Annotated in this window: 15 protein-coding genes; 12 read left to right on the top strand and 3 right to left on the bottom strand. The window is 51.4% G+C overall.

Annotated features, from left to right (window positions below; translation table 11 throughout):
* The first annotated feature begins 99 nt into the window (after nt 1-99).
* The 5 genes from ACO2Q8_RS23300 (at nt 100) to ACO2Q8_RS23320 (ending at nt 7904) form a co-directional block, all read left to right on the top strand.
* Nucleotides 100-1497: an FGGY-family carbohydrate kinase gene (locus tag ACO2Q8_RS23300; RefSeq protein WP_423347277.1), complete on the top strand. Its 1398-nt coding sequence runs from the start codon at nt 100-102 to the stop codon at nt 1495-1497.
* Between the two features lie 204 nt (nt 1498-1701).
* Nucleotides 1702-2178, top strand: a complete 477-nt coding sequence (locus tag ACO2Q8_RS23305; protein WP_423347278.1) for a MarR family winged helix-turn-helix transcriptional regulator — start codon at nt 1702-1704, stop codon at nt 2176-2178.
* Nucleotides 2179-2259: 81 nt separating this feature from the next.
* Complete coding sequence (locus ACO2Q8_RS23310; RefSeq protein ID WP_423347279.1) at nt 2260-3591, top strand: TolC family protein; 1332 nt, start codon at nt 2260-2262, stop codon at nt 3589-3591.
* 19 nt (nt 3592-3610) lie between these two features.
* A complete protein-coding gene (locus ACO2Q8_RS23315) occupies nt 3611-4666 on the top strand; it encodes an efflux RND transporter periplasmic adaptor subunit (RefSeq protein ID WP_423347280.1) in 1056 nt (351 codons plus the stop codon).
* A 106-nt stretch (nt 4667-4772) separates the two neighbouring features.
* Entirely contained in the window at nt 4773-7904 is a 3132-nt protein-coding gene (locus ACO2Q8_RS23320; protein ID WP_423347281.1) for an efflux RND transporter permease subunit, read from the top strand.
* Between the two features lie 97 nt (nt 7905-8001).
* On the opposite strand, the gene ACO2Q8_RS23325 is transcribed toward ACO2Q8_RS23320, so the two are convergent.
* Nucleotides 8002-8712: a head GIN domain-containing protein gene (locus ACO2Q8_RS23325; RefSeq protein WP_423347282.1), complete on the bottom strand. Its 711-nt coding sequence runs from the start codon at nt 8710-8712 to the stop codon at nt 8002-8004.
* 382 nt (nt 8713-9094) lie between these two features.
* Between ACO2Q8_RS23325 and ACO2Q8_RS23330 the strand changes: the two genes are divergently transcribed.
* Nucleotides 9095-9610 carry a hypothetical protein gene (locus tag ACO2Q8_RS23330; protein WP_423347283.1) on the top strand — a complete coding sequence of 172 codons (516 nt, stop codon included), beginning with the start codon at nt 9095-9097 and terminating at the stop codon, nt 9608-9610.
* An 852-nt stretch (nt 9611-10462) separates the two neighbouring features.
* Here ACO2Q8_RS23330 and pyrR read toward each other — a convergent pair.
* A complete protein-coding gene (pyrR, locus tag ACO2Q8_RS23335) occupies nt 10463-11002 on the bottom strand; it encodes a bifunctional pyr operon transcriptional regulator/uracil phosphoribosyltransferase PyrR (RefSeq protein ID WP_423347284.1) in 540 nt (179 codons plus the stop codon).
* A 116-nt stretch (nt 11003-11118) separates the two neighbouring features.
* On the opposite strand from pyrR, the gene pth reads away from it, so the two are divergent.
* Entirely contained in the window at nt 11119-11679 is a 561-nt protein-coding gene (pth, locus tag ACO2Q8_RS23340; RefSeq protein ID WP_423347285.1) for an aminoacyl-tRNA hydrolase, read from the top strand.
* A gap of 541 nt (nt 11680-12220) precedes the next feature.
* Here pth and metG read toward each other — a convergent pair.
* Nucleotides 12221-14302 carry a methionine--tRNA ligase gene (gene metG / locus ACO2Q8_RS23345; protein WP_423347286.1) on the bottom strand — a complete coding sequence of 694 codons (2082 nt, stop codon included), beginning with the start codon at nt 14300-14302 and terminating at the stop codon, nt 12221-12223.
* A gap of 175 nt (nt 14303-14477) precedes the next feature.
* Here metG and ACO2Q8_RS23350 point away from each other — a divergent pair, with 175 nt between their 5' ends.
* The 5 genes from ACO2Q8_RS23350 (at nt 14478) to ACO2Q8_RS23370 (ending at nt 19600) form a co-directional block, all read left to right on the top strand.
* The gene (locus tag ACO2Q8_RS23350; protein ID WP_423347287.1) at nt 14478-15578 is read left to right on the top strand and encodes an AAA family ATPase; all 1101 of its coding nucleotides are present in this window, start codon (nt 14478-14480) and stop codon (nt 15576-15578) included.
* Nucleotides 15553-16071, top strand: coding sequence for a hypothetical protein (locus ACO2Q8_RS23355; protein ID WP_423347288.1), 519 nt, complete (start codon nt 15553-15555; stop codon nt 16069-16071). The genes ACO2Q8_RS23350 and ACO2Q8_RS23355 overlap by 26 nt, the downstream gene beginning before the upstream one ends.
* Nucleotides 16052-17083: an SDR family NAD(P)-dependent oxidoreductase gene (locus ACO2Q8_RS23360; protein ID WP_423347289.1), complete on the top strand. Its 1032-nt coding sequence runs from the start codon at nt 16052-16054 to the stop codon at nt 17081-17083. Before ACO2Q8_RS23355 ends, ACO2Q8_RS23360 begins: the two co-directional genes overlap by 20 nt.
* A 178-nt stretch (nt 17084-17261) precedes the next feature.
* The gene (locus ACO2Q8_RS23365; protein ID WP_423347290.1) at nt 17262-18665 is read left to right on the top strand and encodes a tetratricopeptide repeat protein; all 1404 of its coding nucleotides are present in this window, start codon (nt 17262-17264) and stop codon (nt 18663-18665) included.
* Between the two features lie 101 nt (nt 18666-18766).
* The gene (locus tag ACO2Q8_RS23370; RefSeq protein ID WP_423347291.1) at nt 18767-19600 is read left to right on the top strand and encodes a hypothetical protein; all 834 of its coding nucleotides are present in this window, start codon (nt 18767-18769) and stop codon (nt 19598-19600) included.
* Nucleotides 19601-19606 lie beyond the last annotated feature (6 nt).

The following is a 19606-nucleotide window of genomic DNA, read 5'->3' on the forward strand; positions in this document are numbered from 1 at the left end:
CCGCCCGCGCGGTGAGTGAATGAGTGAATAGCTTCGCAGGAAGCGGAAGTGGCGAAGCTATTCACTCATTCACTCATTCGCTCATTCACTCATTGAAATATGAAAACGCCAGTTATTGCCATTTTCGACATTGGGAAGACCAACAAGAAGTTGTTTCTGTTCAACGAACGGTATGAGATCGTCTGGGAACGGACGGAACCGTTTGAGGAAATTGTCGATGACGATGGCGATCCGTGCGAAGATCTGGCCCGGCTGACCAACTGGGTGCAAACGCTCCTGCGGGACGTGCTGGAATTGCCGGAATTTGACATTCGGGCGCTGAATTTTTCGACCTACGGCGCCAGTTTGGTGTACCTGAGCGAAGAAAGCCGCCCGATCGGCTATCTGTACAACTACCTGAAACCGTATCCGGCCGGGGTCCGGAAAAAATTCTACGATACGTACGGCGACGAAACCACGCTGGCCATGCAAACCGCATCGCCGAAACTGGACAGTTTGAATTCGGGCCTGATGCTGTACCGGATCAAGTACGACAAACCGAAGCTATTCCGCAAAATCTGGTACGCGCTGCATTTGCCGCAGTATATGAGTTACCTGTTTACGGGGCAGGTGTTGTCGGACGTGACGAGCATCGGCTGCCACACGATGTTCTGGGATTATACCAAAAACCAGTACCACGACTGGGTGTTTGCCGAAAAACTGGACAAGTTACTCGGGCCGATTTTTACGTCCGACAGCGTGCTGAACGCCATCTGGCTGAATCACCCGCTCAAGGTGGGCGTCGGCCTGCACGACAGTTCGGCGGCTTTGATTCCGTACCTGGCCTCGTTTCAGGAACCGTTCGTGCTGATCTCCACCGGCACGTGGTCGATTAGCCTGAACCCGTTCAATACCGCGCCGTTGACCGCCGAAGAGTTGCAGTACGATTGCCTGTCTTTCATGCACTACAAAGGGCAGCCCATCAAAGCCTCGCGCCTGTTCGCCGGGTACGAACACGAACAGCAGACCAAACGGCTGGCGGCTCATTTCAATACCGCCGACAATTATTACAAACAGGTGGATTATAATCCGGATTTGATTCAATACCTGCGGGAATCACGGCCGAACGGCGACAACCGCTTCGAGGGCGTTAAGGCTCCTCCGCTCCAGGAATCCCTTTTCCGGCACCGCGACCTGTCGGTTTTCCGAACGTACGAAGAAGCCTATCACCAGTTGATGCTCGATATTGTGGCCCAGCAACTCATTTCGACGAACCTCGTGCTGGCTAACTCACCGGTCAAGCGGATTTTTGTGGATGGCGGTTTTAGTAAAAATCCCCTTTACATGAACCTGCTGGCGGCTGCGTTTCCCGACACTGAGGTGTTTGCCGCTTCAATGGCCCAGGCCACGGCCCTGGGTTCCGCCCTGGCGATTCACCCCCACTGGAATTCCAAACCGCTCCCGAGCGATACCATCGAGCTCAAGCACTATGCCGCCACCGGCCGGTATGCCCTCTAGTACCCCGGACCGCCGGGTCCGGGGAGTTTTTAGTGACCATTCGGATGGACGAAACGCCACCGGACCCGCCGAATCCATGAGTTGCTTTTTACTCCATGAGATAGCTAAAACTTCCCGGACCCGGCGGTCAGGGGTACTGAAAAAATACAAAACTTTTTTCTTGAAAATTTGGTTGATATATCAACGGACAATAAATTTGTAGCCATGATTGTGAAAGAAGACGTTTCCATACGGGAAAAAATATACGATCAGTTGGGTGATCTGCTCATCTTCAACGTCAACCACGTGTCCCATTTGTTTGCCCGAAAGACAAACCGGGATCTGGCCAAATCCGGTTTCTCGCTGCAGTTGGAACAACTCCCGGTTTTGTTTGTCGTGAACTGTTCAACGGAAGGATTGCTGTCGCAACAGGATATTGCCAATATCCTCCAAAAAGACAAATCCGGCATCCAACGCTCGATTCGGACGCTGGAACGGGATGGCTATCTGCGCGTTACGCCCGATAGCATCGACCGGCGCAAAAACCTGGTCGAGCTAACGCCCGCCGGAAAACTGATTATCACCAAGATTATAGAGACCGCTCAAAAACTGGATCGGGAAGTCACAAACCAATTGACCCCGGATGAAGTTACAACGCTCATGAAGCTTTTGAAAAAGATTTCGAACCTGATTGAACCCTAATTGTTTTTTTCGTAGATAAATCGTTGATATATCTACAGTTGACATATCCACAAGTTAAGTTTTTCTTTTTTTAGTACAATTATGAAAAAGCTAGTCGCCTTTGTTTTGTCGCTTTCGCTAGCCGCTTCGTTGCCCGGCCTGGCCCAGACAACGGATTGGTCGCTAAAAAGCTGCATCGATTACGGTTTGCAACATTTCGGGACCGTACGGATTGCACAATACCAAACCGAAACCGCCAATCAGCAGGCGCGTCAGGCCGTGGGGCTGTATTTGCCACAGGTTACAGGATCGGGAAATTTTACAGATAATATCAAACTGCAAACGTCGATTATTCCGGCCGGAATTTTTGGCCCCGAACCGGTTCGGGTGGCCTTCGGTCAGAAATACCAGACCAACGTCAGCGCCCAGGCTACCCAGCCGATATTTGATAAATCGTTACTGATTGGGCTGAAAGCCAACAAACCGAACCAGCAACTGGCCCAGTTGAACAACCGGCAGACGCAGGAAGAGATTATTTACAACATCACCAGCAACTACTACCAGGTTTTTATTGCTCAGCAGCAGATCAACCTCCTGCGCGACAACCTGGAGCGGACGCAGCAGGTGCTGAACATTCTGAAATTGCAGCGGGACAACGGTGTTATTCAGCCCATCGATTACACGAATACCGAGGTGAGCTACAACAACACGCGCTCACAGCTCTCGGTGGCCGAAAACGACCTAAACCTGGCGCTCAACCGGTTGAAATACCAGATGGGCCTGCCCGCCGATCAGCCGCTGGTGCTGCCCGATTCGCTGGCGTTCAATCAGATTGCGCCGATTGAAGTCCCGCCGTTTGATGTCAAAAAACTGGTGAGCTTCCAACAGGCCGAAACCAATCTGGCGCTGCAACGGCTGCAACTGGAGCGGATCAAGGCGGGCTACCTCCCAACGCTGAGCGCCAGCGCCAGCTACGGTACACTAGCCTTCGCTAACCAATTCGGCGATGCGTTCCGGAACTTTACCGGTTTTGGAAGCGTCGGGCTAAGCCTGCGGGTGCCGATTTTCGACGGTCTGCAACGCGACGCCCAGATTCAGCAGCAACGGCTGACGGTCTTGACGCAGGAAGAACAGCAGCGGTTGAACGCTTCGGCCTTTCAGTTGCAGTTCAACAACTCGCAGTCGCAGCTGCAACGCGCCCAAACCACCGTTCAGAACGACGACCGAACCGTAAAACTGGCGCAGGAGGTGTACAACGTGACCACGCTGCAATACCGGCAGGGCACCAAGTCGCTGACAGACCTGATCAACGCCGATAACTCGTACAGGCAGGCGCAGTCGAACTACATCAACTCACTTATTAATTACTACCAGGCCCGGCTGGATCTCGAACAATCGCAGGGCACGCTGTTAACTTTTTATAACCAACTCTGAGTATACAACCGACAACACCATGAAAAAGTCAACCATCATCGTTGTAGTAGCCTTTCTGGCTGTTACGGCGCTTATCGGCTTCCGGCTGGCTTCGAACAAGAAGAAGATCGATGAGAAAAAAGTAGCACCAACCAACACCAATGTGGCCATTCCGGTCACGGTAACGTCGGTTGAGGAGGGTGCGGTCAGTCAGCAACTGGTTAAAACCGGGAACCTGATTCCGTTCAAGGAAGCCAGCATCACGGCGACAACAGCCGGGCGGGTCACGCAGGTGAATTTCGACCTGGGCTCGCAGGTGCGGCAGGGAACGGTTTTGGTGCAGTTGGACAACCGGCTGAAAGAACTGTCGCTGGAAGCCACACAGTTGAGCATCGAAAAGCTGAAGAAAGACGTTAACCGCTACAACACGCTGCTGGCGGGAAATGCGACGACGGAAATTCAGGTGAACGAGACGAAATACAACTACGAAAACGCCGTCAACCAGGCGGAGCAGATCAAAAAGCAGATTCAGGATGCCAATGTCAAAGCGCCGATCAGCGGTCAGATCGTCAAAAAAGACATCGAACCGGGTGAATACATTACGCCGGGGACGGTTTTGGGGACGGTACTGGACGTCAACCGCCTGAAAGTCAATGTACTGGTTAACGAAAGTGATGTGTACCAACTGCGCAAAGGCCAGACGGTTCGGGTAACGGCCGATGTGTTCCCCGGCAAAACGTACTCCGGACAAATCTCGTATATCGCACCGCAGGGTACCGACGAACATAATTACCCGGTCGAAATCACGATTGGTAGCGCCAACGGTCTGAAAGCCGGTACGTTTGTGAACGTCGATTTCTCGCAGAAATCAAACCAGAAGGCGTTGCAGATTCCACGCATTGCCCTGGTCGAAAGCATCAAGAACCCGTATGTCTACGTCCTTGAAGGCAATACCGCCAAACAACGGAAGATCAAAGTGGGCCGCGAGTTTGGCGATACGATTGAAGTGCTGGACGGCCTGTCGGCCGGGGATCAGGTGGTGACCACCGGCCAGTTGAACCTGAGCGATGGCAAACTCGTACAAGTTACCAAATAACCCCGTACCCACGGACTTTAGTCCGTGTGAGTTAGCTCAACTATCTAGCTTGGATAAGCTCAAAAAACACGGACTAAAGTCTGTGGGTACGTAAAAAAACATCAACATGTCAGTATCCGAAATAGCCGTCAAACGGCCCTTGTTGGTAACGACGGTCTTTATTGTCCTGATTCTGTTCGGGGCGCTGAGCTACCAGCAACTGTCTTACAACCTGCTGCCGAAGTTCGAAGCCAACGTCATCAGTGTGGCAACGACCTACCGGGGTGCTTCCGCCGACGAGGTGGAAACCAACGTGACCAAGCGGATCGAGGACGCCCTGTCGTCGCTCGAAGGGCTGGACCGTATGACCTCCACCTCGCAGGAAGGCGCTTCCATCGTGGTGGTGCAGTTGAAAAACGGCGTCAGCACGACGCTCGCCCAGCAGGATGCCCAGCGGAAGGTGGAGCAGATCATCAACCTGTTGCCCGACGAAGCCGACCGCCCGATCATCAACAAATTCTCGACCGACGAAATCCCGGTTTTGCGGATGGGTGTTACGGCCGACCTTTCGCCAACCGAACTCTATGACCTGATCGACGACAACATCAAGCCGCAGTTGTCGAACGTCTCGGGCGTCGGCCAGGTGAACGTCATCGGTGGTAACGAACGGGAAATTCAGGTGAATGTTGATCAGGAGAAACTCCGGGCTTATGGTCTGTCGATCACGCAGGTGTCGCAGGCCATTGCAGCCGCCAACACCAGCTACCCGGCCGGTCAGTTGGAAACCCGCGAGTCGCAGTACTCGATCCGGTTTGATGCCTCCGTCGAAACGACCAATCGGCTGCGGAATCTGATTATTGCCCGCAAAACCAACGGGAGCCAGGTGCTGCTGAACGATGTGGCCGAAGTGGTCGATGCCACGACGAAACCGACCGCCATCAACCACATCAACGCCCGGCCTTCCATTGGGTTGCAAATTCAGAAGCAGTCGGACGCCAACGCCGTGTCGGTCAGCCAGTTGACGCAGGCCAAGATTACCCAACTGGAAAAACAGTACGGCAACATCAACCTGAAATTCAACATTGCGTCCGACCAGTCGGTGTATACGCTGGCATCGGCTGATGCGGTGGTGTTCGACATGGGGCTGGCGATTCTGATCGTCTCGGTGGTGATGCTGTTGTTCCTGCACAGCCTCCGGTCGGCCCTGTTCGTCCTGGTGGCCCTGCCGTCGTCGATGATTCCGACGTTTGCGCTCATGTACCTGATGGGCTTCTCGCTGAATTTGATGACGCTGATGGCCTTGTCGCTGGTCGTTGGGATTCTGGTCGATGACTCGATTGTGGTGTTGGAAAACATCAACCGGCATCTCGAAATGGGCAAGGATAAACGGACAGCGGCCCTCGACGGACGGAGCGAGATTGGCTTTACGGCCCTGGCGATTACGCTGGTCGACGTGGTGGTGTTCGTGCCACTGGCGATGACGGGCGGTTTGATCGGGAACATCCTGCGCGAATTCGCGCTCGTGGTCGTTTTCTCGACGCTGATGAGCTTGCTGGTATCGTTTACACTGACGCCCTTGCTGGCATCCCGGTTTGGCAAAATTGAAGTGTTGAGCCAAAAATCGCTCTGGGGCCGTTTGAACCTCGGTTTTGAAAACCTGATCACCCGCCTAACCAACGCCTATGGCCGTATTCTGGTGTGGGTGCTGGGCCACAAGCGTTATATTTTCCTGGCAACGATTGCGCTAATGGTCGGCTCGATTGCGCTCGTACCGGCCGGTTTTATCGGGGGGGCCTTCATGCCGCAGAGTGATCAGGGTGAAATGAATGTACAGATTGAACTCGCTCCCACGGCGTCAATTTACCAGACAAACTCGATTGCCCAGCAGGCCGAGCAGATCATCATGAAGCACCCCGAAGTGACGAACGTGTTTACGAACGTCGGGTACAGCAGCAACGGGCTGGCGACGGCATCGAACAGCAACCTGGCCGATGTGAACGTGAAGCTGGTTGATAAAAAACAACGCACGGTTTCGACCGAGGAATTCGGGCAAATCCTGAAAGAGGAAGTCAGCAAGATTCCGGGGACAAAAGTCACCGTGAGTCCGGTCGGGATTGTGGGTGCGCAACAAGCTCCGATTCAGATTGCCGTGAAAGGAACCAACCTGAAAGACATTCGGGCAGCGGCTGCGACGGTTCTGAACGTGACCAAATCGGTAGCGGGAACGCAGGATGTGAAGTATTCGGTAAAAGACCCGAAACCGGAAGTGACCGTCAACCTCGACCGGGAACGAATGGCGCAACTCGGAATCAATGCGTCGGAAGTTGGGATTGCGTTGCAAACTGCATTCCGGGGCAACGACCAGTCGAAGTTCAAGCAGGGCGGGAATGAATACGACATTCTGATCAGCCTTGACCGTTTCGACCGCACGAGTGCCAGCGACATCAGCCGCCTGACGTTTGTGAACAACCAGGGTAAAACCTTCCAACTCTCGCAGTTTGCCACGGTTCAGGAACAAATCGGGGAAAGCGTACTGGAACGCATCGACCGGCTTTCGTCCGTCACCATCAACGCGCAGGTCGTGGGTCGTCCGGTCGGAACCGTAGGGGCTGATATTCAGGCGAAAATGGCAACGGTAAAACTGCCGGAAGGCATCTCGATTCAGTACCTTGGTCAGTTACAACAGCAGTCGGATGCCTTCGGCAGCCTCGGTCTGGCCCTGATGATTGCCATTTTGCTGGTGTATTTCATCATGGTGGCGCTGTACGAAAGCGTGGTTTATCCGTTCGTGGTGCTGTTCTCGATTCCGGTGGCCCTGATCGGCGCGTTGCTGGCGCTGGCCCTCACGATGGAAAGCCTGACGGTTTTCTCGATTGTTGGGATGATCATGCTGCTGGGTCTGGTGGCCAAAAACGCCATTCTGATTGTCGACTTCGCGAATCAGTTGAAATCCGAAGGGCACGACGTGATTCACGCCCTGATCGAAGCCGGGAAAGAGCGGTTACGGCCGATTTTGATGACGACGCTGGCGATGATTCTGGGGATGTTGCCGATTGCGCTGGCGAGTGGGGCCGGGGCCGAAACCAAAAACGGGATGGCCTGGGTCATCATCGGTGGGCTCACCTCCTCGCTCCTGCTGACGCTGCTGGTGGTGCCGTCGATGTACCTGGTGGTCGACCGGCTGATTGCCCGGTTTACCCGCAAAAAGGTAAAGCCGAAAAAACCGCAGGAACTGGAAGTGGCCAAAGTCATTGAGTAACCATAAAAATGAGCCAACAAAAAAGGACGCCCTTGTCGGTGCGTCCTTTTTTGTTGAAGCCCTTTCGTCTTGACTCTCACTTCCTTTTTCTGTGAAATCAATCCTGCCGAACCGTGCTGGAACCCGACAGCCGCGTTCTCAGTTCCGGATTGCCCCGGTACCGAACGCTACTGGCCCCGCTGGCTTCGACTTCCAGCCGTTTGACGACCCGCACCCGGGCTGTGCTGGCACCCGAGAGGTCGAGTTCGGCTTCGTCGACCGGGTAGTCAAAGGCTTCCATCTTGCTGGCACCCGACAGTTCGCCGATCAACAAACCGCTGGCTCCTTTCAAATCCAGGTCTGATGCGCCCGATACGTCGATGTTAGTCCGGTCGGCGTCGACATCAAATGTGGCCCGCGACGCGCCCGACAACCGAATATCCAGTTCGCGTAAGCCCTGGAAGCCAAACACTTCCGCCCGTGATGCGCCCGAAAACTCGGCCCCGCGCAGGGTTGGCATCGTGATGTCGATGTGCATGTCGTACCGACGGTTGCGATGACCGTTGCGGTATTTGGCATACAGCGTTCCGTTGCTGGTGTAAATGTCGAGGTCGTCCAGATCCCGGCGGTTACCCCGGGCTTCGATGCTGAAATTGCTGCCTTCCTCAACCGTGATGGTAAACGCACTGCCCATATCGACCCGGTCGAAGTTGGTCAGCCCGTAGGTGCGGTCATCTTCTTCATAGGGTCCTATGCGCTCGTAATCGCAGGAGGTCAGTAACCCTAACGTCAGAACAAAAAAAACAGAAAGAATGGATGTAATTTTCATGGCTGTTATAGCGGTTTGAAACGGTATTTGTTGTTTTATGCCGCTAAGACCCGCGTCGGCAACCTCCCCCCTACGCCCCGCCCTATTTTTTTATACAGAGTTGAATCCGGTTACCATGCCCCCTTTCCTAAAGGCCATTGAATAATAAAAATATAAGTAGTTTACGCTAAACCAATTTGTATCTACTTTCAAAAAAGAAGGTAAGTAGTTCACTTAAAAGTCATTATCTTTCCTTGGAGTGAAGACCGCTACGCTCATCTCCGGCTCCGAACTCTAAATCGCGCTTACTAACATTCTGGTAAGCAAACAGCTATATTTAAATCATTTTATATATTCAAATTTCCTTCAGCGTTATTCTGTAGAATAATGAACAAGCAGCAACATGGTTCTCACCTTAACGACAATCGACAACCAGCAGCAATGGCGAAATTTTTTCTGCCAGGTTGATGAGCTGGAAACGGCTTTTGACATTCTGAGCGGTATTGTTCAGCGAGGAAGTCAGCCTGTTAGAGCTTCGCTGCGCGATGGGAACGGTATCATTGACCTGCCGCTCGATATCTTCAATAACCATCCTTTCTCGGAACCAATCCGTATTCTGAAAAAAGAATGGGAGTCGATTCTGGCCCAGCCCCTGCACAAACCGGTTGTTCAGGAGCTCACCCCTTCAGAATGGTTTACGCGATTACTAAAAGCCAAACAAAACCGGATTGAGAATCTTCAGAAAACGCTCGGGCAAATGCAAAATCTGCTCCTTTCTACCAAAAAGGAAATGGCAAAAGGCCCCTACAAAACGCGCCTGATGCAACGGTATCAAAGCAGCATTGATCGGTATGCGGACTTGCTGGCTCAGGCGCAACTGTCCTATACAGCGTTACTCTGCCCGGCAACGTCCGATTAAATCAGATCTGGTGGGTAAAATAGTGGTTTTCAGCTCGGGCCTACCTGCCATCAAACTAAAGATTCCAGTTTTGCCATCCAATAATACCCCATTACCGAACATGCAGCAAAAAAGCCTGGGATAAATCCCAGGCTCGCTTCATACACGTTGAGTAAAAAAAGTACTATTATTTTCGTTTGCGGGGCGTCAGAATTACGTGTCCTTCCTTCTCGAATGCTTCGGCATGTTTCGGACGTAATACCCAATAAATTTGCTCCTGCTGGTGTTTTACAATCCAATGGTCGCGGTTAGTCAATCGGTATAACCGGTTACATGCCTGTCCTGCCGACACCAGTGAAGTAAACTGATGATTTCTGGCTTCTATCATGGCCTTGGCAAGCCGACTAAGGGAAACATAAGTTAAAACAGAACTTATCATATAAGCATAGCGGGTTTAAGTACAAGTACTTAAATTAATGATATTTTATCAAACATTTTTACTAAACTGTATTTACTCTAATTAGTGCTCAGTATATATATGTTGAACCTTACACTGCTTAGTGATAAAAAAGAGCCGAAAAGCTAGTTTATCAAACAAAATACTAAGCGGGTTCTCTATGATGGCTTTTGGGCTCCTATAGTAAAAGCGCAGAACAAAGACTTGCTGGAAGACAGAGAGCTAATAAATTACTGAGTAAAACTACCAAATTATCAGACAATTAAAAACAGTAAGTATATTAATGATAGCCAGAGAGCCATGAACGACCGGTTTTGGTTAACCAATAGAGAATCTCCGTAGTCAGATTATAATGCCCGAAAATGCAAAACGTCCTGAATTTCGGGCGTTTTTTTGTCATTTGGGCTAATGCGGCTCTATTCCATGAGCCAGATCCGATCGGTCTCGGCACCCTGCTCCGTCCATTCGACCAGCACACGCTGCGATTCCAGTGTATTGACCCGTTTGCCGGTATAATCGGGTTTGATGGGCAAATCCCGGTTATACCGCCGGTCGACCAGCACCAGCAACTCGACCGATTGCGGTCTACCAAAAGCCGTCATGGCATCGAGTGCCGCCCGAACCATGCGCCCCGTCGCGATGACATCATCGACCAGTATAACTTTTTTGTTTTCAATCAGAAAAGGCACGTACGTGTTGTTCGGTCGCAGCGGCAGGTCGCGCCGGCGAAAGTCATCCCGGTAAAACGTCGCGTCAAGAAAACCCAATGGAATTTCTTTTTGCAGTGTCTGATTCAGTTCGGCCACGATTCGTTTCGCAAAATAAATCCCGCGTGGCTGCATGCCCAACACGACAGTTTCGGCAAAATCCTGATGATTTTCAATGAGTTCCTGACACAGACGGCTGATGACAATCTCCAGCAACGGGCTGGCAAGAATAAGGCGTTTCTGATTCATGAACGAAAGATACTAGGCGGTTTTCAGTTTTTGGTTTCCAGCGCCTGTTTTTTGTTGATTTGTTTCTGCGAACTTTGCGGGTTCAAACAGTCAAGGGATTCAACAAAACAGTTACTATGAAATTTCTGATCGCCGGGCTTGGCAACATCGGTCCGGAATACATGCTGACGCGTCATAATGCCGGTTTTATGGTAGTGGATCGCCTGGCAGCCCAGTACGGTTTCAGCTTTTCGCTCAACCGGCTAGCCTACACGGCCGAGTGGCGACACAAGGGCAAGGTGATTCATTTGATCAAACCGACAACCTACATGAACCTGAGCGGTCGGGCCGTTAGCTTGTATTTGAAACAGCTTGGTATTCCGGCAGAAAATTTGCTGGTTATTACGGATGACAAGGATTTGCCTTTTGGCAAGTTGCGGCTGAAGCCCAAAGGATCACCGGGTGGCCACAACGGTTTGCGGAACATTGACGAGGTGCTGGGGACGCAGGAGTATGCTCGCTTACGGTTCGGAATTGGCAATGATTTTTCGAAAGGTCGTCAGGTCGACTTTGTTCTGGGGCAGTTTCCGGAAGACGAAATGGTGGTTTTACCCCAACATCTCGACCGGGCCGGGGATGCCGTCATCAGTTTTTGTACTTCCGGACTACAACACACGATGAATTTTTTCAACCAATAATATAATATTTTAAAGAATTTTCAACTTTGAGAAATAAAAATTTCCTTTGGCTTAATTGTGCATTTTAAAGTATTTTATTTTAAAAACCCGCCTAAACAAGCTATAATTGAACTTATAACCTATTACAAATCAAGTGCATACCACCCATTCAGTTCAACATTTTTTTAAAATAAAATTTGTACTCTTGAAATTTCTTGCGATATTTGCATTGTCCTTCAACGGAAGGTTAATTGAACAAAATCAGGAAATTCTCAGTTAGATAAGAAACTTAGAATTTTAATTCGTTACTTCTGAAGATCGCTTACGTCTTAAAGATGGTAACAATCAAAAACCGGCAAATTATACGGTTTTTTCAGAAGGTAAGTTTTTAGATAAGAAAAGGTTAAGGGTTTAGGAATAGTCAGTATAAAGCCTCTCGCAGTGATCGGGAGGCTTTATCTTTTTACAGTCTTGAACTTGGATTACGCAGATTAAAAGATTATCAGGATGTAAAAGATTGCGGTAGCCATCCCGTTAATCTTTTAATCTGCGTAATCCGGGTTCAAGAAACTGTCCCCCCGTTCCAAACCGCCTTGTCGGGGCTAATCAGCGCCAGGCTGCCGTCGCGGTCTTCGGCCATCAGAATCATGCCCTGCGATTCGAGCCCCATCATTTTGCGGGGCGCCAGGTTCGCCAGAAAGGTGACTTGCGTACCAATGAGTTTTTCGGGTTCGAAGTGCTTCGCTATACCGCTCAGTATCTGGCGCTGGCCCGTGCCATCGTCGACTTTCAACTTCAGCAGTTTATCACTCTTGGGTACGCGCTCGGCTTCCACAATGGTTCCGATGCGAATATCCATTTTGGCAAAATCGTCGTATTGAATCACCGGTTTGGCTTCCGGGACGGTTTTAACGGCCAGTTCGTTCATGCGTTTGGCTTCGTGCAGTTTATGGATTTGTTGATTGATAACGTCGTCTTCCAGCTTCTCGAACAGCAAAACCGCTTCGCCCAGCACGTGCCCATGCGGCAGCAGATCGCCCTTGCCCGCGTTGATCCAGTGAAAACCGGAGCCGACCGCATCGGTAGGGGTGATCTGGTCGGTATTCAGGATCCTCCGCAGTTTTTCCGCCGTAAAGGGCAGGAAAGGCTCGCAGACGATGCTCAGACTAGCCGAAATCTGCAAGGCAATGTTCAGGATGGTATGAACGCGAACCGGGTCGGTTTTAGCCACTTTCCAGGGTTCGGTTTCGGCCAGGTATTTGTTGCCCAGCCGGGCGAGGTCCAGCAGCAACGCCAGCGCTTCACGGAACCGGTATTGCTCGATGGCCTGTCCGATGCGGTCGGGAAACTGCGCCAGTTCGTCCAGCACGGCCTGATCGGTTTCGGTCAACGGGCCTTTCGTCGGCACTTTTCCGTCACAAAACTTCTGCGTCAACACCATCGCCCGGTTCACGAAGTTGCCGAAGACGCCCACCAGTTCACTGTTGTTGCGGGTCTGGAAATCCTTCCAGGTAAACTCGCTGTCCTTCGTTTCGGGCGCGTTGGCCGCCAGCACATAGCGCAGCACATCTTGTTTACCCGGCAACTCGTTCAGGTATTCGTGCAGCCAGACCGCCCAGTTCCGCGATGTCGAAATCTTGTCGCCCTCCAGGTTCATAAACTCGTTGGCGGGCACATTGTCGGCCAGGATATAACTGTCCTCGTGCATCAGCATCGCCGGGAAAATAATGCAGTGGAAGACGATATTGTCTTTTCCGATGAAATGCACCAGCTTGGTGTCCTTGTCGCGCCAGTACAGTTCCCAATCGCGACCCTGCTGTTCGGCCCACTCCTTGGTCATCGAGATATAGCCAATCGGCGCATCGAACCAGACGTACAACACCTTGCCCTCGGTGTCGGGCAGCGGCACTTTGATGCCCCAGTCGAGGTCGCGGGTCATGGCGCGGGGCCGCAGCCCTTCTTTCAGCCACGACTGACACTGCCCCATCACGTTGGTTTTCCATTCCGGATGGCTGTTGATGTATTCCTCGATGCGCGGCTGCATCCGGTCGAGCGGCAGGTACCAGTTTTTGGTTGCTTTCAACACCGGTTTTGAGCCGGAGAGCATCGAGCGCAGGGGTTCTTTCAACTCCGTGGGGCTGAGCGTCGAGCCACAGCGTTCGCACTGATCGCCGTAGGCATTTTCGTTGCCGCAAACCGGGCAGACGCCCACGATGTAGCGGTCGGCCAGGAATTGTTTGGCGGTTTCGTCGTAATACTGCTCGGTGACTTCCTCCGTAAAATTGCCGGAGTTGTAGAGATTCAGAAAAAACTCCCGTGAGGTTTCGTGGTGAATCGGCTTCGAGGTCCGCGAGTAGATGTCGAACGAGATGCCAAAGTCTTCGAACGACCGTTTGATTTGGACGTAATACTTGTCGACAATTTCCTGCGGGGTGACGCCCTCTTTCTGCGCCCGGATCGTGATCGGAACGCCGTGTTCGTCGGTCCCGCTGATGAAGGCCACATCCTTGCCCGTCGCCCGGAGGTAGCGCACGTAGATGTCGGCGGGCAGGTAACAACCGGCCAGGTGTCCGATGTGAATCGGGCCGTTGGCGTAAATCAGGGCCGCCGTGACGGTATAGCGTTGCGGGTTTTCTAATGACATGATGGTCGGTTTTCGGTATACGGTATGCGGTTCAGGGTAAAAACAAATCCGGGTTCCGCCGGACGCTCGACCGCGTACTTTCTCACCTTATTTTGGCGCGAAATTAGCAAATCGGCGTCAAACCTTGTTATGTTTACGCAAAGGGCCGCAAACGGGCCGGTTTACGGAGAACACCATGGAAAGCACGAATAATTTCCTGAATTGGGTCGAAATCAAAAACTTCAAGTCGATCAAGGACTTAGAACTTAAGGATTGTAAACGAGTAAACGTCTTCATCGGCAAGCCGAACGTGGGAAAATCGAATATACTGGAAGCGTTGGGGTTGTTGGGGGCGGAGTATAGTGCCGAAAGGTTTATGGACGGTTTTACTCGTTATAAAGAATTGAAACACCTTTATCGTGATAGTGAAACTCGACAAACCATTGAGGTTATCTCAGACAAACAAGTAGCCGTTTTATTTTCCTCTTCAGTTGTACCACAAGTTGAGACGACGTTTCGCTTACTGCTTTCTTCTTATCAAGCTTACCAAGCCGTCAAGCGCGATCGACGGCATTACAATACATTGGAACAGTATTCAGGCACACAGCTAATTTCTATTCAAAAAGATGGCAAATTTGATCGTGTAATTCTTCCTGAAACTGATAGATCTTTTAAAAGATTAAACTCTGTTAAAAAATATGATTTTTTAAATTTAACAGATTTCGAAAACCTATTTCAGGAATTTTTATTACCTCCCAATGGGCCAAACCTTTACGAAGTAATCAGAAGAAGAAAAGATTTGTGGGGTGAGTTTGCCAAACTGTTTACTGAACAACAGTTGGAACTTGTTTTATTTGACGCAGAACAAGAGTTTATTCTGCAGAAAAAAGATGGGCCATACGTTACTCAATATCCGTTCTTCTCCATCGCCGACACCTTCCGGCGGTTTATGTTTTACATCACTGCTGTTGAGTCCAATAAGGACTCTGTCATCATTTTAGAAGAACCGGAAGTCCATTCCTTTCCGCCGTATACGCAGGAACTGGCGTATCGAATGATTTACAGCACGGAGAACCAATTTTTTATCTCAACGCACAGTCCTTATCTGCTGCACACGTTCATTGAAAATCTGGAAGAAGATCAATTGAACGTTTTCGTGACGTACTACGAAAACTATGAAACCAAAGTACACGCGCTGACCGCTCAAGACCTGCGGCATATTCTTGATTTCAGCACCGATGTGTTCTTTAACTTAGACAAATTTATTCCCAATGCCGGACGTTCTGTTTCTGCCTGAGTGCTTCGCAGATACGGCGCTGGTGGCTATGCTACTTCCATCGGCGGCTGTCATTGACCACAGTTTTGGCGTCCACAATGTTGTAAAAGCCATGAAAAGCGCCCTGGTAAATCAACCGACCTATAAAGTTGTTGGAATAATCGATAAGGATGTGACTTATAAACCCAAATACCGACCGCCTTATTTTGATGATTTCACCTTTATTGAGGCAAACAATCGAATTACCTACGGGCAAAAAACCGGGACCAGCCAACATCTGATTATGCTGGATAAAGCGATCGACTCCTTTCTGCTCTGGAACGCGCAGGAAGTGAACCTTGATGTAGCTACGTACGGATTCAGTCCGGAACTTCGGGCGTTTTGCAAAGCCATGAAGCGTACCACGATTGGCTCCGACGGACAGTACCTCCAACTCCTTACCGACCTACACGCCCGCCAGGCACCCGGTTTCATCACCCTTGAACGCATCCTGAATGACTTCCTCACAACCTGACATAACCCTCATCACCGGCGCCAACGGCCTCATTGGCAGCCACATTGTCCGGCGATACCTGGAAGCGGGCCGGAAAGTGGCTGCACTCCGGCGAACCGGCAGCGACCTGAGCCTTCTGCATGATGTAAAAGACCGAATTACCTGGCTGGAAGGCGATATTCTCGACATTCCGTCGCTGGAAGAAGCAATTCAGACGGCGCAGAAAAGCGGAACGGTCGATGTGATCCACGTAGCCGCCATCGTTTCATATGCGCCCAAAGACCGCGACCGTATGGACAAAGTGAACGTCGAAGGGACTGCCAACGTCGTCAACGTCTGTCTGGCGAAAGGCATCCGGAAGTTGGGCTACGTGAGTTCGATTGCGGCCATCGGACGGCCGACCAATAAGGTCACAACCGACATCGCTACGCTCATCGACGAGGAGCAGCGCTGGGAAGAGTCGCCCCAGAACTCGTTTTACGGCCAGACCAAATACCGGGCCGAGCTGGAGGTCTGGCGCGCCCTCGCCGAAGGACTCAACGCCGTGATCGTCAACCCGTCGCTGGTGCTCGGCGAGGGCGACTGGACCCGCAGCAGTACGCAGCTTTTTAAATACGCCTTTGACGAAAAACCGTTCTACCCCGCCGGAATCGTCAACCTGGTCGATGTGCTGGATGTGGCCGAAGCGGTTTTTCAACTGATGGGAAGCGACATCACTGCCCAGCGGTTTATCCTGACCGCCGTGAGTATGTCGTACAAAACATTTCTCGACAAACTGGCGGATGCATTGGGCAAAAAACGACCGCGCATTGCCGTCTCGCCAAAGCTCACCCGGCTGCTGTGGCCACTCGAAGCCGTGCGGGCCTGGTTGACCGGCAAGGCCCCGCTGATTACCCGCGAAACCGCCCGCTCGGCCTCGGGTTCTTATCGCTACGATGGCCGGAAAATCGAGAAGATACTTGACTTCCGCTACCGGGACATGGACGAAACGATTCGGCGCATTTCGATGTTCTTCAGACAGACCCAGTACTAAAAAACCGGACGATTTAGCTAAAAACCTGATCGCCAACAACTGCCCGAAAAGGCTAAAACCGGTGGGTACATTTTTTACCGGAATCCTTGTGAAATAGATTATAAGTTGTATATTTCTACTAGAATTCCACGCTAAATGGTGGTGTATAATTTATACGTAACCCCCGTACGATGTGAATATGGAGCAAGAGTTTGAGGAAAGAGAAAGCGAAATACAGGCCTCGTTACAGCGATTTGAAAGTATGCTGGGAGGAACTGAAACCCAATTTTTCGACCTGGATGTTTACGAACAGATGGTCGAACATTACATGGAAGAGGGCGATCTGGAAAAAGCCATGAAAGCCTGTGAGGCCGGTCTTGATAATTTCCCTTACTCGCTGGAATTGATGCTGGATAAAGCCCAGTTGCTGGCCACGAACGGCAAGTTCGAGCAGGCCCTGAGTCTTCTGGACAAAGCGGCCCTCTACAACCCAAGCGACCCCGATGTGCAGTACATGCAGGGCACGATCAGCAACCTGGCCGGGCATTACGAACAATCCATCGAAATTCTGACGGATTTACTCGAAACCGCCGACGAGAAGGACGATATTTACTTCCAGATCGGGCAAACCTACCAAAATTGGGGCAAATATGAAGAGGCCATCGAGCAGTACAAAAAATCGATCAATCATAACATCAACAACGAAAACTCCCTTTACGAACTGGCGTTCTGCCTGGATCTGATCGGCGAGTTGGAGAACAGCCTGGATTATTACCAGCAACTGATCGACCGTGACCCCTATTCGCACAACGCCTGGTATAACATCGGCATTGCCTACAGCAAGCTAAGCCGCTACAAGGAAGCCGCCGAAGCTTACGATTACGCGACAATCATCAAGGAAGATTTTGCGTCGGCGTACTTCAATTTGGGGAATACGTACATGAATCTGGGCGAATTCGTCAAAGCGGAGGAAGCCTACCGGAACACGCTGAAGTACGAAGAAGCGACGGCCGAAACGTATTGTTACCTGGGTGCGAGCCTGGAGAAACAAAACCGCTACGGCGAAGCCATCACCCGGTACCGTGACGCGGTTCACCTGGACAACCTTTGGGACGAAGGCTACTACGGCATCGGCGTTTGTCTGAGCGAACTGGGCAAATGGCATGAATCCATCCCGTTTTTGCGGAAAGCGCTGAAGCTCAACGAGAAGAACGCGGAATACTGGCTGGCCCTGGCCGAAACCGAGTACAAGCTTGGCAACGGGATTTCGAGCCTGGAAGCCTTTGAAAAAGCCGTCAATGCGGACCCAACCAACGTGGATGTCTACCTGCAATGGTCGCTGGTGCTGTTCGATCAGGGCGACTTTGCCCGGGCCCACGAGATCATCGAGATGGGCATTGAAGAATTGCCCCAGGAAGCGGATCTATACTACCGGGCGGTCATCTACCTCATCCATGCTGGTTCGTACCGCGAAGCGCTCGTCAGCCTGGAAGCTGCGCTGACACTCAATTACGAGCAGCACAGCCAGTTGTTCGATTTCTTTCCCGAACTGGAAAAGCAAAAAGCGCTTTATAAGATTATCGAGCAATACCGCAAAAACTAATTTTGGTAAAATCACCAGAAAAGCCGCCCTTTCGAGAGTGGCTTTTTTTACGGGCATAGTTTTTGCAAGCCTCTACTCAACACAACCCATCTCCCAGCGTTATGCAAAAAGTGTTTCGTTCCACCCTCTTTTTCAGCTTGTTACTTGTTCTGACCGCTACGCAGTCCCTCCACGCCCAAAACCGACTCAAGAAAATTGCGTATTCCGACGGTAGCGTTCGGCAGTTTTTCTACGACGCCAAAGGCAAACTGACTAAAGAAGAACTGACCCGTAACCAGACACCCCTCAGTCAGACCCAGCACGGCTACAACCCAACCGGCAAACTCACGGCGTATTCCATGCAGTACGTACATCCCGAAACGCCCTGGAACTACGGGTATTCCGAATTGTATAAATACAATGCACAGGGACGCCTGGGCACCGTAGAGCGGTATATTCTCCGCAAAGGCACCCTGCCAACTCAACCCGACCGGGCACTTTTCTACTCGGATTCATTGACTTACAACGCAGTCGGGCAGGTGGTGGGTCGCCAACGGTACACCTACGCCGTTCGGGGCGAGAAAGCCGCTACCTCCCCCGTTACCCTGACAACACACCAGTACCGCTACGACGACCAGGACAATCTGGTTGAAGAAACCGTCACGACGGTTCCACTCCAGCGGAACGCAGCAGCCTCGACGCAAACCCGCCGGATTGTCTACGAATACGACACCAAAACTAATCCGTACCGGCTGACCGACTGCCCGATTTTCGATCAGATGAGCTGGTCGAGAAATAACTGCATCCGGGCTTCGACCTACCTGACGCAATCCGGTACCCAGGCCAAGCCAAGCGTCGATGAATATCGATATGTCTATACCAACAACTTGCCGGTCAGACGCATGCAGGCTGGAAGCGCATCGGTGCTGGAGCAGTACGAATATGAATCCTTTTGATTGATC

Origin of the sequence: Larkinella sp. VNQ87 (assembly GCF_049445795.1) — a bacterium.
Classification (GTDB): domain Bacteria; phylum Bacteroidota; class Bacteroidia; order Cytophagales; family Spirosomataceae; genus Larkinella.

Coding starts and splice junctions, on each gene's coding strand:
- ACO2Q8_RS23300 (WP_423347277.1), top strand. CDS start 100: ATGAAAACGCCAGTTATTGCCATTTTCGACATTGGGAAGACCAACAAG.
- ACO2Q8_RS23305 (WP_423347278.1), top strand. CDS start 1,702: ATGATTGTGAAAGAAGACGTTTCCATACGGGAAAAAATATACGATCAG.
- ACO2Q8_RS23310 (WP_423347279.1), top strand. CDS start 2,260: ATGAAAAAGCTAGTCGCCTTTGTTTTGTCGCTTTCGCTAGCCGCTTCG.
- ACO2Q8_RS23315 (WP_423347280.1), top strand. CDS start 3,611: ATGAAAAAGTCAACCATCATCGTTGTAGTAGCCTTTCTGGCTGTTACG.
- ACO2Q8_RS23320 (WP_423347281.1), top strand. CDS start 4,773: ATGTCAGTATCCGAAATAGCCGTCAAACGGCCCTTGTTGGTAACGACG.
- ACO2Q8_RS23325 (WP_423347282.1), bottom strand. CDS start 8,712: ATGAAAATTACATCCATTCTTTCTGTTTTTTTTGTTCTGACGTTAGGG.
- ACO2Q8_RS23330 (WP_423347283.1), top strand. CDS start 9,095: ATGGTTCTCACCTTAACGACAATCGACAACCAGCAGCAATGGCGAAAT.
- pyrR (WP_423347284.1), bottom strand. CDS start 11,002: ATGAATCAGAAACGCCTTATTCTTGCCAGCCCGTTGCTGGAGATTGTC.
- pth (WP_423347285.1), top strand. CDS start 11,119: ATGAAATTTCTGATCGCCGGGCTTGGCAACATCGGTCCGGAATACATG.
- metG (WP_423347286.1), bottom strand. CDS start 14,302: ATGTCATTAGAAAACCCGCAACGCTATACCGTCACGGCGGCCCTGATT.
- ACO2Q8_RS23350 (WP_423347287.1), top strand. CDS start 14,478: ATGGAAAGCACGAATAATTTCCTGAATTGGGTCGAAATCAAAAACTTC.
- ACO2Q8_RS23355 (WP_423347288.1), top strand. CDS start 15,553: ATGCCGGACGTTCTGTTTCTGCCTGAGTGCTTCGCAGATACGGCGCTG.
- ACO2Q8_RS23360 (WP_423347289.1), top strand. CDS start 16,052: ATGACTTCCTCACAACCTGACATAACCCTCATCACCGGCGCCAACGGC.
- ACO2Q8_RS23365 (WP_423347290.1), top strand. CDS start 17,262: ATGGAGCAAGAGTTTGAGGAAAGAGAAAGCGAAATACAGGCCTCGTTA.
- ACO2Q8_RS23370 (WP_423347291.1), top strand. CDS start 18,767: ATGCAAAAAGTGTTTCGTTCCACCCTCTTTTTCAGCTTGTTACTTGTT.